The sequence below is a fragment of the Streptomyces phaeolivaceus genome, from assembly GCF_009184865.1.
Classification (GTDB): domain Bacteria; phylum Actinomycetota; class Actinomycetes; order Streptomycetales; family Streptomycetaceae; genus Streptomyces; species Streptomyces phaeolivaceus.
Genome location: NZ_CP045096.1, coordinates 260,159 through 274,582, shown reverse-complemented (window position 1 = coordinate 274,582; position 14,424 = coordinate 260,159). Strand labels below are relative to the sequence as shown.

Here is a 14,424-nt window from a genome sequence, read left to right as displayed (position 1 = left end):
GGGGTTCACCTCGTGTCCCCCTTGCGCGCGGCGGTGTCGGGGCGGCGCACGAGCGTGACGTCCAGGAGTTCCGAGTGCACGGTTCCGTCCTCCTCCAGGAGGGCGATGTCGCAGGTGACGTCGAGTTCGCCGGAGCCTTCGCCGACGGCCACGACACAGGTCGCGCCCGCGCCGATCGGGCCGTGTCCGGGCGTACGGATCTCACGGGCTCCCATGGGGAGGAAGGCGGCGCCGTACGCGTGCTCGGCCCATTTCAGGGCCAGTTGCAGACCGGCGTCGAGCGCGGCCGGGTCGGAGTGCCAGTGGGCGCCCGGCCAGTCCAGGTCGCGGACACCGCGTACTCGTGCCTCGGCGCCCGTCGCGGAGATCCCCTCCACCGAGGTGATCGCGTGGAAGGCGGGCCCGTGGAACAACACCCCGCCGTCGTAGACCTCGTGGCCCTCCTCGGCCGGTGGGGGATCGAGGTGTCCCGGCGTTCGGCGGGTACGGCCGGGGAGCGGGCGGTCCGTCAGGACGTCGACCGTCGCGCGGTAGGCGGGACGGGGCGAGCCGTCGGAGAGTTCGAGGACGAGGCCGCGCGGACCGGAGCCGTTGCCGGGGCCGCCCGGACGGGATTCGTCGCGGGAGCCGCCGGGACCGGAGGTGCTGGGACCGGAGGTGCTGGGGGCGGTGGCGCCGGGACCGGAGGTGCTGGGGGCGGTGGCGCCGGGACCGGAGGTGCTGGGGGCGGCACCGTCGTCGGAGGACGTGTCCGGCACCGCCCGGATGCTCAGCCCGTGTGCCCGGCCCCCGCCTGCCCCGGACGCGAAGTCGATGAGGTCGATACGGCTGAGCACTTGGAGGTCGCGCAGCACGAACCCGGACGCGTCGGGACGCCATGCGCGGGCGGCGCCGAGAAACCACTCCGCGACCAGCGCCATCGGCACCACGGGTGTGGCGGTGACGGAGTGGTCCAGCAGATACGGGTGGGTACGGGCGCTGAGCAGAAGGTCGCCCGCCGTGGCGGGCGCGACGGGCGCCCCGAGCGAGGTGGAAGGGTCACCGGCGGTGAGGGTGACCCTGACCCGGCCGGGCTCGTCGCGCAGTTCCCGGAGGAAGGCCTGGGCGCCCGCGTCCGGCGGGATGAGGGCCACGCCCTGCTCACGGAAGTGCTCGCGCAGCTCCGGTCCCACCATGCCGCCGTCCCAGGGCCCCCAGGCCAGCGACTTCACCAGGCAGTCCGGACGGGTCGCGGCCACGGTGGAGGCGACCTGGGCCAGGACCTCGTTCGCCATGGCGTAGTCGCCCTGGCCGGTGTTGCCGAACCGCCCCGCCACGGACGAGAACACACAGACCAGGTCCAGCGGATCGTCCGCCGTGGCGGCGAGCAGCGCCCGCAGGCCCTCCACCTTGGTGTCGAAGACGTCGTCGAACTGGGCGTCGGACTTCTCGGCCAGCAGACCGTCCGCGAGGACGCCGGCGCCGTGCACGATGCCGCTGATGGGGCCGTACTCCCGGCGTGCGGTGTCGAGCGCCCCGGCCAGGGCCTGCGGGTCGCGGGTGTCCACGGTCAGATAGCGCACCCGGGTGGCGGTCGCCTCGATCGCGTCGATGGTCGCCTGGATCTCACGGACGGCCAGCACCCGGGCGGCGAGAGCGGTGATCTCGGCGGGACCGGGCACCCTCTCCCCCCGCTCGCGGGCCTGGGCGACGAGCAGCTTCTTGAGCGCGGTCGCGTCCGAGGCACCGGTCAATCCCGGCGGCTCGTCGACCAGTTCGGTACGCCCGAGGAGCACGAGGGACGGCAGGTGGGCCTCGGCCAGGGCACGCAGGGCCAGCGCGGTCACCCCTCGGCCACCGCCGGTCGCGACGATCACGGAGTCCGGGCCCAGCCGCCCGGAGGACTCCGGTCGCGTCTCGGCCGGGGCGAGCGGGGTGAGCGGAGTGAGCGGGACGACCGTGTCCACCAGCGATCGGCGCGTACCGTCGGCGCGCAGGCCGATGTCGCTCGACGAGCCGCCCCGGAGCAACTCGGTGGCGAGGACCTCGGCCAGGGCGGCGGCATCGCGGTCGCCCCGCTCGCAGTCGACGGCCTTGACCCAGGCGCCGGGCCACTCCTTCGCGGCGGTCCTGGCCAGCCCGGCCGGACCGCCGAGCCAGGCGCGCGGCCCGTGGGCCCCGTCGAGACCGAAGTCGCCGCCGGTGTCCTGGACGGTGACGAACACCCCCTCGCGCCCGGCGATCCACCGCGCCGCCGAACGGGCGGCGGCGAACGCCTCCCGGTTGACCGAGGTCGCGGCCTCGTCGGTGGGCGCCGGGCGCAGACCGGTGAGCAGCACCAGACCGCGCACGTCTTCGCCGCCGGGGCGGGGTGCGGAGCCAGCGGGGTCCGTCGAATCCGCTGGGGCCGCCGAGCCCGCCAAGCCGACCAGTTCCGCCAGGCCGGCCTCGGTCGTGACGGCGGCCGTGACCCCGTGTTCGCCCAGCGCGGTCACGAGGTGCTGGGCCACCCCGGTCCCCTCGTCGGTGACGAGAACCAGGCCGTTCCGCAGCCCCGGCAGTTCCAGTCCCGGCAGCGGGGCGGGCACGGTCCCGGTGACGGCCCGGGTGAGTGCGACGGGCGTACAGCCCTCCTCCCGCACCTCCTCGGCGCGCCCGGTGGGAGGCGGCGGGGCCAGGCGTTCCACGGGCTCGGCGGGTTCGGTGTTCTCGGTGTGTTCGGTGGGCATGACGGCGGAACCGCCTGGGCCGCTTCCGCCGTGGAGTTTGTCGGCGATCTGCCGCAGGGTGCGGAGGGGAGCGAGTTCGTGGGGGTCGACCGTGGCGAGTGCGGGGACCTTCTCGCGCAGTGCGGAGAGGATCTGGACGCGCTTGATGGAGTCGATGCCGAGATCGGTTTCGAGTTCCATGTGGAATTCGAGGATGTCGGCCGGGAAGCCGGTCTTCTCGGCGACCACGTCGAGGAGCAGCGCGTCCACGTCCGGACCGGCGGGGGCGGCAGGGGCGGTGGGAACGGCGGCTTCGGCGGGCACAACCCCGCCCAGGGCGACCGGAGTTGATGCGGGGTCGGGTACCTCTACCGGCGTGGGCGTGGGCATCGGCAGAGGTGGTGCGAGCGGCACGCGCTCCAGGGCGGGGACGCCCCCGACGCCGTACTCCGGGGCGGGGACGCCGGCCGCGCCGAGCGAGGACGCCTCGAAGGTCCGCAGGAAGTGCAGATGGCTCTCGGCCATGGTCCGCTGGAACTCCGCGTGGGCCTGCGCCGCCTGACGCTGCGTCTCCTGGAACACCAGTAGCCAGGGGTCGCCCGTCGTGTCGGCCACGGCCCCGGCCGTCGGTGCCGCCACGGGCATCGGCATCGGCATCGGCATCGGTGTCGGCATCGACGTCGTCTCGGCGGGGACGGGGCGCGGCAGGGCAGCCGCTCCGCCGGGCGGTGGGTACAGGGCTCCGTGGTTGGCGCCGGAGAGCGGAACGGCCATGCGCGGGCGGGGCCGTGGGGCATGGTCGGCCGCGTCCGGAGCGGACCCGCAGGCATTCCACAGGGCCTCCAGGTCCACGGCGACACCGGACACGGCCAGTGTGCCGAGGGCCTGCTGCAGAGCGGTGAGGCCGTTCACGCCCCGGCGGTCCAGACTGACGGCGAGATGGTCCCGGTCCCCGAGGATCTCGCCGGCCAGCCCGGTCAGGGTGGCCCCCGCGCCGACCTCGACGAAGGTGCGGACGCCCGCTTTGTACATCGCCTCGATCCCGTCGACGAAGCGCACCGGCGCCAGCAGATGCTCGGCGAGACGGTCCCGCACCCGCGCGGGGGACTCCGGATAGGGCTCCGCGTCGGCGTTGCCGTACACGTCGAGACGGGGCGGGCGGAACTCCAGTCCGTCCAGGTACTCGGCTAACGGCTCGGCGGCCTCGGCCATCAGGGGGCTGTGGAAGGCCCCCGACGCCCGTAGCCGCCGTACCGTGACGCCCTCTGCGGCCAGTTGGCCTTCCAGCCGGGTGACGGCCTCCGCCTTCCCGGACAGGACGACCTGGTCGGGGGCGTTGTCGTTGGCGAGCCAGAGGGTGCCGTCGAAGCCGTCGAGCAGGGCGTCGACGTCCTCGCGGGGGACGCCGACGACGGCGAGCATGGCGCCCGGCTCGGCGCAGGCGTCGCGCATCGCCTCGCCGCGCGTGCGGGCCAGACGTATCAGCGCGGCCTCGTCGAGGGCGCCCGCGGCATGCAGGGCGACCAGTTCCCCGAAGCTGTGGCCGGCGACGCAGTCGGGTGCGACGCCCGTCGCGCGCAGTACGGTCAGCAGCGCCGCGCTCTGCACGGCCAGGGCGGGCTGGGCCCACTCGGTCCGGGTGAGCAGGTCCCGCTGGGCCGTCCGCTCCTCCTCGGTGAAGACGGGGACCGGGAACACCACCCGGTGCAGGGGGAGTTCGTCGTCGATGCCGAGTGCGGTGGCCCGGTCCCAGACCTCCCGGGCGGCGGGGACATGCAGGGCGAGGTCGGCTCCCATCCCGGGGTACTGGCTGCCCTGGCCGGAGAAGAGCAGCGCCAACTGTCCGGGGGCGGTGGCCCCGGTGCGGTAGACGGTGCCGTCCGGGGTGGTCAGCGGGAGGTCGGGGGCGCTGCGGATCTGCGCGGTCACCCGCCGGACCCGGTTCGCCAGGTCCTCGGGGCTCGACGCGGTCAGCGCCAGCCGACAGGGATCGGACGGGCGGAAGGCACGCAGAGCCTCCCGGGCGGCATCGGCCAACGCCCGTGCGCCGCCTTCACCGGTCCCATCAACCTCAACCTCCGCCCCCGCGCGGGCAAGCAGTTCCTCCGGTGAGGCGGCGCCGAAGACGAACAGTTCGGTGGGCGCGGTCCGCACCCGTGCCGCCGGCCGGGCGGACGAGACCGGCGTGGGCACGTACTCCTCCAGCGTCATATGGAAGTTGGTCCCGCCGAATCCGAAGCTCGACACCGAGGCCCGCCGGGGCTCCCCGGGGGCCTTCACCCAGGGGCGGGCGTCGGTGTTCAGATACAGCGGGCTGGTCTCCAACTCCAGTGCGGGGTTGGGGCGTTCCACCTTGATCGTCGGTGGCAGGACCTGGTGGCGGAGGGCCAGGACGGCCTTCAGCAGACCGGCGGCGCCCGCCGCTGACTTGGTGTGTCCGATCTGGGACTTCACCGAGCCGAGCGCGCACCACGGGCCGCCCCGACGGCCGGACTCCTCGAACACCGTGCGCAGCGCCGTGAACTCGGCCGCGTCGCCCGCCGTCGTCCCGGTGCCGTGCGCCTCGACCAGCTCGACGGAGTCGGGCCCGTACCCGGCGGAGGCGTACGCCCGGCGCAGGGCGCGGGCCTGTCCCGCCGGAACGGGGGAGTAGATGGCGCTGCCCCGGCCGTCGGAGGACGTACCGACGCCCCGCAGGACGGCGTGGATCCGGTCGCCGTCGCGCTCCGCGTCGGTCAGGCGCTTCAGCGCGAACATCACCAGCGCCTCACCGAGCATCGTGCCGTCGGCGGCCTCGGCGAACGGGCGGCAGTCACCCGTGCGCGACAGCGCCGGGGTCTTGCTGAAGCACATGTACATCAGGATGTCGTTGAGGGTGTCGACACCCCCGGTGATCATCAAGTCGGCCGTACCGACCGCGAGTTCGTTGGCGGCGGCGGTGACGGCGGCCAGCGAGCTGCCGCAGGCCGCGTCGGTGGTGTAGTTCGTGCCGTGCAGGTCGAACCGGCCGGCGATACGCCCGGCGACGACGTTGCCGAGCACCCCGGGAAACGATTCTTCCTGCCAGGGCACGTAGTGGGCGGCGATCCGGTCGCAGATCTCCTGGGCGCGGTCCTCGGGCACCCCGCTCTCCCGCAGCGACTTCAGCCACACCGGCCGCTGCATCCGGTTGCTCATGGTGTGCAGCAGCTCCAGGGCGGCGGTGCCCAGGATGACGCCGGTCCGTTCCCCGTCGAACGCGTCCGGACCGTCCAGACCGGCGTCCGCCAGCACCCGTTCGGCGACCGTGAGGGCGAGGAGCTGGGTGGTGTCGATGGAGGGCAGGGCGTTGGGCGGGATGCCGTACGCGGACGGGTCGAAGTCGGTCGCGGGGAGGAACGCGCCGCGCCGGGCGTAGGTCCGGTCGGGGGCGGCCGGGTCGGGGTCGTAGTAGTCCTCGACGAGCCAGTGGTCCTCGGGCACATCGGTGATCAGGTCCCGGCCGGTGAGGACGTTCCGCCAGAAGCCGTCGGTGGCGGACGCGCCCGGCGTGAGCGCGGCGGTCCCGATGACGGCGATGGGAACGTGCGAGGGGCGGGCCGGTTCGGTGGATGCGGTCATGGCGGTTCTCCGTCTTGAGCACGTGGGGATGCCGGGCGGTGGCGGCGGGGGAGGGGGGTGCGCGTACAGGGAAGCGTGCGGACAGGGAAGGGAGGGGAGTGGACAGGGAGGTGTGCGGCCACGGCGGGCGGCGGCCGGGACGGGGGGTGGGCGGGAGGTTCCGGTCGGCCAGCCGGCCGACCGACCGGGGGCCGGCGGGGGCGGCTCAGGCCAGCGGTCGTGGCCGGTAGGCGAACGCGGCGGCGGGCAGCGGGACCCCGTGGCTGCGCAGCTGCTGCGCGCGGGTGACGACGGCCGCCCCTTCGAGGAGGTTCAGGGCGATCTGGACGACGGTGCGGTTCTCGGGGCGGCCCAGGAAGCCGTCCCTCGTCCAGCGGTTGAACGCGCCCATCGCGGGGCCGCACCAGATCTGGTAGTCGGTGCGCCGGTCCCGCTCACCGGAGATGGCCCAGCGGCTCGACCTGCCCAGATAGGAGCGGAAGAGCAGCGCCATACGGTGTTTGGGATCCCGCTCCGCCCGGTCGAGCTGCGCGGGATCACGGTCCTGCCAGTACCGGCGGGTGCCGGTCCACACCTCGTCGACCGTGCCGCCGAGCACGCTCCGCTCCAGCCGGGCGCGCACCTCCCGAGGGATCGCCTCCAGGGAGTCGTACGCGCGGTACACGTCGTAGAGCTGCTGGGCGCGGGCGGCGAACATGGTGCCCCGGCGCAGGACCTGGAGTTTGACGCCGAGTTCGAACATGTCGGAGGCGGGCGCCATCGTCACGTCCGCCACATCGGCCGCGCCGAGCAGGCGTTTGCCCTCGTCGGAGAGCCCCGCCTCGACGGACACCTGATTGACCGAGCCGGTGACCACATAGGCCGCGCCCATGGCGAACGCGGCGGCCACCGCCTGCGGGGCGCCCAGACCACCGGCGGCGCCCACGCGCGGCGGCTTGCGGAACCCGTGGCGGGCGGTGAGTTCGGCGCGCAGGGCCAGCACCACGGGCAGCAGGACACCGAGCGGCCGGTTGTCGGTGTGGCCGCCGCTGTCGGCCTCCACGGTGATGTCCTCGGCCACCGGGACGCGCGCGGCGAGGTCCGCCTCCCGCGCGGTGAGGTCGCCGCGCCCGACCAGGGCACGCAGGATCTCCGGCGGGGCGGGGGACATGAACTGTTCGGCCACCTCGGGCCGTGACACCTTCGCGAAGATCCGGGTACGGCGCAGGACGCGGCCCGAACGGTCGGTGGTGAGGCCCGCGACGGCGCACCGGACCACCGCCGGGGTGAGTTCCAGGTACGCGGACGCGGAGACCGCGGGCACCCGCCGCTCGATCAGCAGGGCGGCCACCCGCTCCTCCCACTCGGGCTCCTGCGGGGAGTGGATGAGGTTGACGCCCCAGTTCCGCCGTTCACCGAGCCGCGCCGCCAGATCCACGACGGCCCGCTCCACGTCCCGGTGGTGCAGTCCGCCGGCGCCGAAGAACCCGAGCAGATCGGCCTCCGCCAGCGCGGTGACCATCCGGGTGGTCGCGATGCCGTTGGCCATCTCGCCCCCGACGTACGGGAAGCGCACTCCGTGGTCGGCGCGGAAACCGCGGTCGCCGAGCCACTCGGGGTACAGCGGCGGCAGCGTCCCGAGCACCCGGTACCGGCCGTCGGCGCCAGGCCCGGCCGGTACGGCCTCGCCGCCCGGGGCCAGCCCCACGCGCCCGGTGGCCTGTTCCTGGACGAGGTGCACGGGTTCCCTGACCCGGTGCGCGTGACGCACGAGCGCGTCGTCGGAGAACACGCTCTCCGCAACCATGTTCCGTCCCCTCATCCGGCACTGGGGGACACGAGGACACGGTCCTCGGTCCAGTCGACGGTCAATGTCCGGCGGGCGAAACGCCAACTGCCCGCCGTACGCCGGTAGGAGTCGTGGTAGCGGATGGACCGGACCCGCATGCGCATGCGCGTGGGCATGGGCATGCGCGTGGGCGTCCGTGCCCGCCGTCCGTCGTCGACATCGTGCGTGGCGTCCTCGGCGGGCCTGATCTCGTGGGCCAGGCAGTACGCCTCCCCCGTGGCGCCGTCCCCGTTCAGCGTCACCGTGTGGTTGCCGACGAAGTGCGTGGTCACGACGCACGACTCCAGCACGGACAGGGCGCCCGCCCAGCCGTCCCGCCCGTCGAACACGAGGGGCGGCCGGCCGCTGCCGGAGGGCCGGTTCAGGACCAGTTCGCCCCCTTCGTCGAACAGCGACGCGAACAGCTCGGTGTGCCGCCGGTCCAGGGCGGAGGCGTACGTGTCCACGAGCCGCCGCAGATCGAGCCGGTCCCGCACGTCCTGCCAGCCGTCCACGGAGCCGGGCGAGGTGGCGAGGGCGTGTGGTGCGCCCGGCTGGTTCCGATGGTGCTGATCGTTCGAGTCGTTCGAGTCGTTCGGGTTGCTCGGGTCGTTCAGATGGTTCACGTGTTCCGCCAGGCGGTGTGAGGGGAGTGGTCTTCCGCGGCGCGGGTGTCAGCCGCCCAGGGTCTTCGCGGCCACCGGCAGGGGGATGCCGAGGCCGTGGACGATCCGTTCGGCGATCGGCTGGAGGAGGGTGTACAGCCGGTGGGTGCGCTGCGCGCCGAGGGCGTTCCAGGGTGCCGAGGCGAAGCGGTCGGTGAGCGCCTCCACGGCGTCCCGGGCCGCGCGGCCCCCGGGGGTGAGATCTCCGGCGGAGTCCAGCAGCCCGCGGTCGCGCAGCCGCCGCTCGCCCTCGGCCCACTCCTCGTCGGTCCAGCCCCGGCGCGCCTGGATGCTCGACCGGACCTCGCCGCCCGCCGCCGTGATCGTCACCAGGGCCTCGACGCCGTCCCACTCGGCGTGCGTCAGCGCGGCGACATGCCCGTCTCCCCGGTACTCGCGCAGGGTCGTGACCGCCTGCCACAGCCGGAGGTGGGGCGCCTCGGGGAGCGCGAGGGCTGCGTTCGCGGCGCCGAGCGGACGGCCCGGCGCACCGCACGCGGCGCCGGCCGCGACGGCGAGGGACGCGGCCTCGGCGATGTCCGGACCGTCGACCGTGTCGCCCAGCAGCGCGCGCAGCGCCGCGTCCACGCCGGTCAGCCGGGCGGTCAGGATGTCGTCGGGAAGCGCGGCCTCCCACACGGACGGGACCGCCCGTGCGACCAGACTCGGCTTGAAGTGATGGAAGAGCGCGGTGACCACGGCCGCCGGGGCCGGGCCCAGCGGGGCGGCGCGTCCGCCGAAGTAGCCGCGCCACATGCCCTTCAGCCCGATGTCCGCGAACGCCTCCTGGACCTGGGGCGCGTAGTACAGCACCGCGTGGTAGGGCTCGATGACGTCGTGCAGGGCTCGGGCGGTGCTCCGGGGTGCCACGGTCGGCGCGCTCATCGGACGGCCCCTTCCACGAGCGGGCCCCGCGTCCCGGGTGCCTGCCCGTTGCCCGGCCCCTCGTTCTCCGCGCCAGGCCGCTCGTTCTCCTCGCCCGGCCCCGCGTTCGTCTCCGCCGGTGCCGTGGAGAAGCGCAGCAGGCCCGACAGTCCGCGTTTGTCGATCTCGTTGGCGATCATGAGCCGTTGGACCTCGGAGGTGCCCATCCAGATCCGGTCGACGCGGGTGTCGCGGTAGAGCCGCTCCACGGGGTTGTCCCGCATGTAGCCGCGTCCGCCGAAGATCTGCACCGCGCGGTCGACGACCCGCCCGGCGGCCTCGGTCGCCGACACCTTGGCCATGGCGACCATGGCGTTGAGGGTCTTGGGGTCGCCGCCCCGGTCGATCTCCCACGCCACCCGGTACACCAGCATGCGGTTGACGGCGATGTCGGTCGCGGAGTCCGCCAGCATGGCCTGAATCAACTGGTGCCTGATGATGGGCTGTCCGCCCTGCACCCGCTCGCGCGCCCAGTCCGAGGCCAGCCGCAGCGCCCGCTCGGCGGCGCCCACGGCGTGCGCCGCGACGAGGACCCGTTCCTCGAAGAAGGTGGCCTGTACGAGGTCGAGTCCGGCGCCCACCTCCCCGAGGACGGCGTCATGGCCCACGTGGACGTCGTCGAAGGCGAAGTGCGGGTGTTCGTAGGCGAAGTTGTGGGTGTAGCGCGGAGTGGCGGCCAGCCGTACGCCCGGGGTGTCCTTGTCTACGAGGAACAGCGTGGGAGCGCCGTCCGGCCGGACGATCGCCAGCACGAGCAGATGGTCCGCCAGATCCCCGAGGGTGACGAACCACTTCTCACCGGTGATGCGGTAGCCGTCGAGCGTGCGCTCCGCGACCGTCGCGATGCGCCGGGGGTCGGAGCCGGCCTCCGGCTCGGTGATCGCCCTGGCCCCGAAGCGCTCGCCCCGGTTCTCCGGCAGGAGATACCGCTCGCGCTGCTCCGGGGTGGAGGCGAGTAGGGCGGCGGCGGTCGGCCGCCACACGGCCGCCCACAGCCCGTTGGTGAGCGCGCCCAACTCCTCCTCCACGGTGACCTGTTCGACCCAGGTCAGCCCCGCGCCGCCCCAGGCGACCGGCGCGTTCATCGCCTGCAGACCGCTGGCCAGCACGATCTGCCGGAGGGCGGCTCTGCTCTCCGGGCCCAGACCGTTGCCGGCCTCGCACTCGTCCTCGTAGACCATGATCTTCCGGGCGAGGTCGACAGCGCATTCTTTGAGGTCGGCGAGACGTGGAGAGTACGAGAAATCCATGGGGGCGCCTCTCTGTGCGCGCAGGCTCGGGGCTGCTGGGGGCACACAACGGCTCTGCGTCCAGCGGGCCTTGAGTCGGTGGAGGGAGAGAGCGCGGGGCTCGCACCCGGCCCGGCCGGAGCCGGGAGCGGCCTGTCGCTCGCACCACGATGAGGTAAAGCGGGCCGTCCAGCTACCCCCGTCTGAGGGTGGAGGCGCGGGGACCGACTACTGAACGCCCGATCAGAAATCCGCCTCGGACGGCCAGGTGCGGCACGTGATCCGAGGCCCGCGCGGTGTGTGCACGTGTCACCTGCTCTAAAGATTGACGAAACGTCAATTATGTTTCGGCTGTGCGCTCTTGACGCGGTTGCGGCGTTTGAAGAACTGTTCTCCTGACGACGGGGGAGTCGCCCACAGCAATGTGTCCCCCACTGTCGGTCAGGTGAGGAGTCGGCCCTGTCGTGTTACCGGCGGAAGACAGCGAAGAGGCCGCGGCGGCCCGCGCCGCGGTCCTGACTCTGCGCAGGGAGAGCGGGATGCCCGTGGCCGGGGCGGCCTGGGTGGTCGCCCCGCGGCAACTGCGGATCAGCGAGACGAGCGGAGTACGGTCGCGCGACCGCAGGGGACTGTCCGTGCCGGCCGGCGCCGGACTGATCGGCAAGGTCCTGACGACCGGCCGGCCGGCGGCGCTGAGCGACTACCGCACGGCCCAGGGGATCAGCCACGAGTACGACTCCTTCGTCGCGGCCGAGGGCGTACGGGCGATGGCCGCGGCGCCCGTGATCGTGGGCACCACCGTCCGCGCCGTGCTCTTCGTGGGATCACGCGACGCGGTACGGCTCGGCGACCGGGTGCTGACCGCGATAACCCGGGCGGCGCGCGACCTGGAGCAGTTCCTCGCCTCCCACGAACAGGTCAACCGGCTGCTGTCGGAGGCCCGCGCCGGGCGCGACAGCTCCGCGCCCCGTGACGCCGCCGCCCTGGGACGCGTCCACGAGGCGCACGCCGAACTGCTGCACCTCACCGCGACCTTGGACGACGGACACCTCAGGGACCGCTTCCACGAGGTCTGCGTCCTGCTCGAACAGGGTTGCTGCGCCGAGGAACCCGAAGGGCCGCCCCTCGCCAAGTCGGCCCGGCTGTCGCCCCGCGAACTCGACGTCCTCACCGCGGTCGCCGCGGGCTGCACCAACCTCGACATCTCCGACCGGCTCCACATCGGCCTGGAGACCGTCAAGGGCCATCTGCGCTCGGTCATGCGCAAACTCGGCACCACCACCCGCTTCGAGGCGGTCACCGCGGCCCGGCGCGCCGGACTGCTGCGCTGACCCTCCTCGCCGGGGCGGGACCGGCCGTCGACTGACCGACCGCCAACTCCGGTGCAGAACGGTCACCTTGACGGCCAGCGCGCCCCGGTTGTCCTCGGAGCAGGCTCCGGCGGTGTCGTTCATGCCCAGCTGAAGGGTGCCGTCCCCGGCCGCCTCGAAGGTCAGCTTCCTCCCGACGGTGTGGACGGGGAGCTTCCTGTCGCCGGTGCGGACCGCGAGCAGCGAGGCGAACGGTGCCGCGTCCTTCACCTTGCAGTCCCACGCGCCCGCCGGCAACGCGTCGGTGGCCGCGTCGTACCCGGCCGACCCCGCCATCGGCATGTTCCGGTGGTCGGCCGTCCACCCGCCCGACACGAAACGCACGGTGACCCGGTCGCCCTGCCGCACGGTCACCCCGGCCACCGGCTGCCGGCCGGTCACCGACTGCGCGACATGACTCACGGTCGTCGACTCCTTGTCGAACGGCAGCACCCCGCCCAGGAACAGACCGCCCACGGCACCCGCGACCAGCACCGCCGTCCCCGCCGGCCCCCACCACAGCGCCTTCCGCCCGCCCGGACGCGACGGCTGCCGGCGCGCGGACGCGGGCGACCGGGTGTGCCCCGCCGTCGGCACGGTCTCCCCGACCCGTACGGGCCGCTGGCGACCGCTGGTCACGGTGTCGACGTCGGTCGGTGGGGCCGACGGACGGGGCACGCGCACGGTCGCCGAGGGCAGCGGCCCCGGGTACGGCTCGCCCGCCGCGACGAGCCGCAACGCCGGACGGGCGCCCGCCAGCGAGGGGCGCGTGTCGGGGGACTCGCGCAGCAGCGCCTCCACGACCGGCCGCAGCGGGCCGAGCCGCTCCGGCAGCACGGGCTCCTCGTACGCCACGTCGCTTGTTCGGTCGGTCGACATGCGTTCGAACGGAGCCGGGCGTAGCGGACGGTGCGGCGCGGCCACGCCGTCAACTACGGTGCGCCGGAAGGCGTTTGACCGAGCGGAACGGGACCCCGTCAGGGCGTCTGTGGACCTGCGCCTCCCTCACGGCGGAGCCCGGGTGAAACGGCTCCCGGGCCCGGCGGCCTCAAGGCGCCGGACCCGGGAGGCTGGTCGCCCTACTTCTTCTTCCAGGCCCAGTGCAGCCGGTCGAGGCCGCTCTGGTTGTTGACCTTCAGGCTCAGGCGGGTGCCGGTGCCCTGGAGGGTGGTGAGGGAGTAGGTGTCACCGTTGCGCAGACCGGGCCAGTAGACCGAGCCGAGGCGCAGCTCGCGGATGATGTCGGTCGCGGCCTGGATGTAGGCGACCTCGTTGGAGCCGTTGACCGGGCCGTTGTAGTCCAGGCCGGTGGTCATCGAGGCGCCGAACTCGTCCAGGATCGTGCGCGAGGCGCAGGTGCCGATGCGCTCCTTGAAGTCCGCCTTCCACTGGTCGACGCTGGTCCAGTCGGTGTGCCAGAAGCCGTAGTTGTGCAGGGCGATCCGGGTGCCGTTCAGCCTGCTGTCGGCGCAGATCGGCTTGACGTCCTCGCTGTACTTGTAGCCGCCGATGAGGACCCGGTCGCGCGGGACGGAGCGATGGGTGGCCAGCCAGCGCGCGGCCACGTCGCGCCACTCCTCGGAGGTGTAGCCGAACGGCTCGTTCATCGGCTCGAAGTACACGTGGGAGTCGCGTCCGTAGGCGGAGGTGATCCGCGCCCACATCCGGTCCCAGGCGGCCTGGTCGTCGATCTTGCCGTCCTTGGCGTTGTCGGCCTCCCAGTAGCCCAGGATGACCTTGAACCCCTTGTCGGAGGCGGCGTCGATCGCGGCCCGGTACGACTTCCAGAAGGGGCCGTTCACGGACGTGGGGTTGACCGGGAGACGGACCGTGTTGGCGCCCAGCTTGGCGAACCCGCCGATGATCGCCCGGGACTTGGCGTAGGTCGTGGCGTAACCGTCCGAGGTGGACAGCCCCGAGGGCACGACCGCGTCGTCGGCGTAGTTGTCGCGCGGGTCCGCCCAGTTGACGCCCCGGAAGTCGCTGACGGGCGGCGGCGAGGAGTGACGGGACGCGGCGGCTGCCGGGGTGGCGAGAAGCCCACCGAACGCCGTGACACCGGCCAGCGTCGCCGCGAGGCAGGCCGTTCCGCGATGGTTCTTGAGTGGCACCGGATCCCTTTCTGGGCGGTTGCGTCCGCGAAACCCCGAGGTGCGGGCCGGC

General features: G+C 73.4%; 8 protein-coding genes. 2 read left to right on the top strand and 6 right to left on the bottom strand.

Annotation, left to right across the window (positions count from 1 at the left end; genetic code table 11):
- Nucleotides 1–5: 5 nt before the first annotated feature.
- The 5 genes from F9278_RS01600 to F9278_RS01580 all read right to left on the bottom strand — a co-directional run bounded on the left by F9278_RS01600 (nucleotide 6) and on the right by F9278_RS01580 (nucleotide 10,933).
- The gene (locus F9278_RS01600) at nucleotides 6–6,287 is read right to left on the bottom strand and encodes a type I polyketide synthase (RefSeq protein ID WP_152166640.1); all 6,282 of its coding nucleotides are present in this window, start codon (nucleotides 6,285–6,287) and stop codon (nucleotides 6–8) included.
- 205 nt (nucleotides 6,288–6,492) lie between these two features.
- Nucleotides 6,493–8,073: a PfaD family polyunsaturated fatty acid/polyketide biosynthesis protein gene (locus F9278_RS01595; RefSeq protein WP_152166639.1), complete on the bottom strand. Its 1,581-nt coding sequence runs from the start codon at nucleotides 8,071–8,073 to the stop codon at nucleotides 6,493–6,495.
- Nucleotides 8,074–8,084: 11 nt separating this feature from the next.
- Nucleotides 8,085–8,720 carry a nuclear transport factor 2 family protein gene (locus tag F9278_RS01590; protein ID WP_226966586.1) on the bottom strand — a complete coding sequence of 212 codons (636 nt, stop codon included), beginning with the start codon at nucleotides 8,718–8,720 and terminating at the stop codon, nucleotides 8,085–8,087.
- Between the two features lie 48 nt (nucleotides 8,721–8,768).
- On the bottom strand, nucleotides 8,769–9,644 hold the full coding sequence (locus tag F9278_RS01585) for an SCO6745 family protein (RefSeq protein ID WP_152166638.1): 876 nt from the start codon (nucleotides 9,642–9,644) through the stop codon (nucleotides 8,769–8,771).
- Nucleotides 9,641–10,933, bottom strand: coding sequence for an acyl-CoA dehydrogenase family protein (locus F9278_RS01580; RefSeq protein WP_152166637.1), 1,293 nt, complete (start codon nucleotides 10,931–10,933; stop codon nucleotides 9,641–9,643). The genes F9278_RS01585 and F9278_RS01580 overlap by 4 nt, the downstream gene beginning before the upstream one ends.
- A gap of 443 nt (nucleotides 10,934–11,376) precedes the next feature.
- Here F9278_RS01580 and F9278_RS01575 point away from each other — a divergent pair, with 443 nt between their 5' ends.
- Nucleotides 11,377–12,243, top strand: coding sequence for a helix-turn-helix transcriptional regulator (locus F9278_RS01575; RefSeq protein WP_152166636.1), 867 nt, complete (start codon nucleotides 11,377–11,379; stop codon nucleotides 12,241–12,243).
- A gap of 136 nt (nucleotides 12,244–12,379) precedes the next feature.
- Nucleotides 12,380–12,679 (top strand): hypothetical protein, encoded by a 300-nt coding sequence (locus F9278_RS01570; protein WP_152166635.1) that lies wholly within the window; start codon nucleotides 12,380–12,382, stop codon nucleotides 12,677–12,679.
- A 661-nt stretch (nucleotides 12,680–13,340) separates the two neighbouring features.
- Here F9278_RS01570 and F9278_RS01565 read toward each other — a convergent pair.
- Nucleotides 13,341–14,372, bottom strand: coding sequence for a glycoside hydrolase family 5 protein (locus tag F9278_RS01565; protein ID WP_152166634.1), 1,032 nt, complete (start codon nucleotides 14,370–14,372; stop codon nucleotides 13,341–13,343).
- Nucleotides 14,373–14,424: the final 52 nt, after the last annotated feature.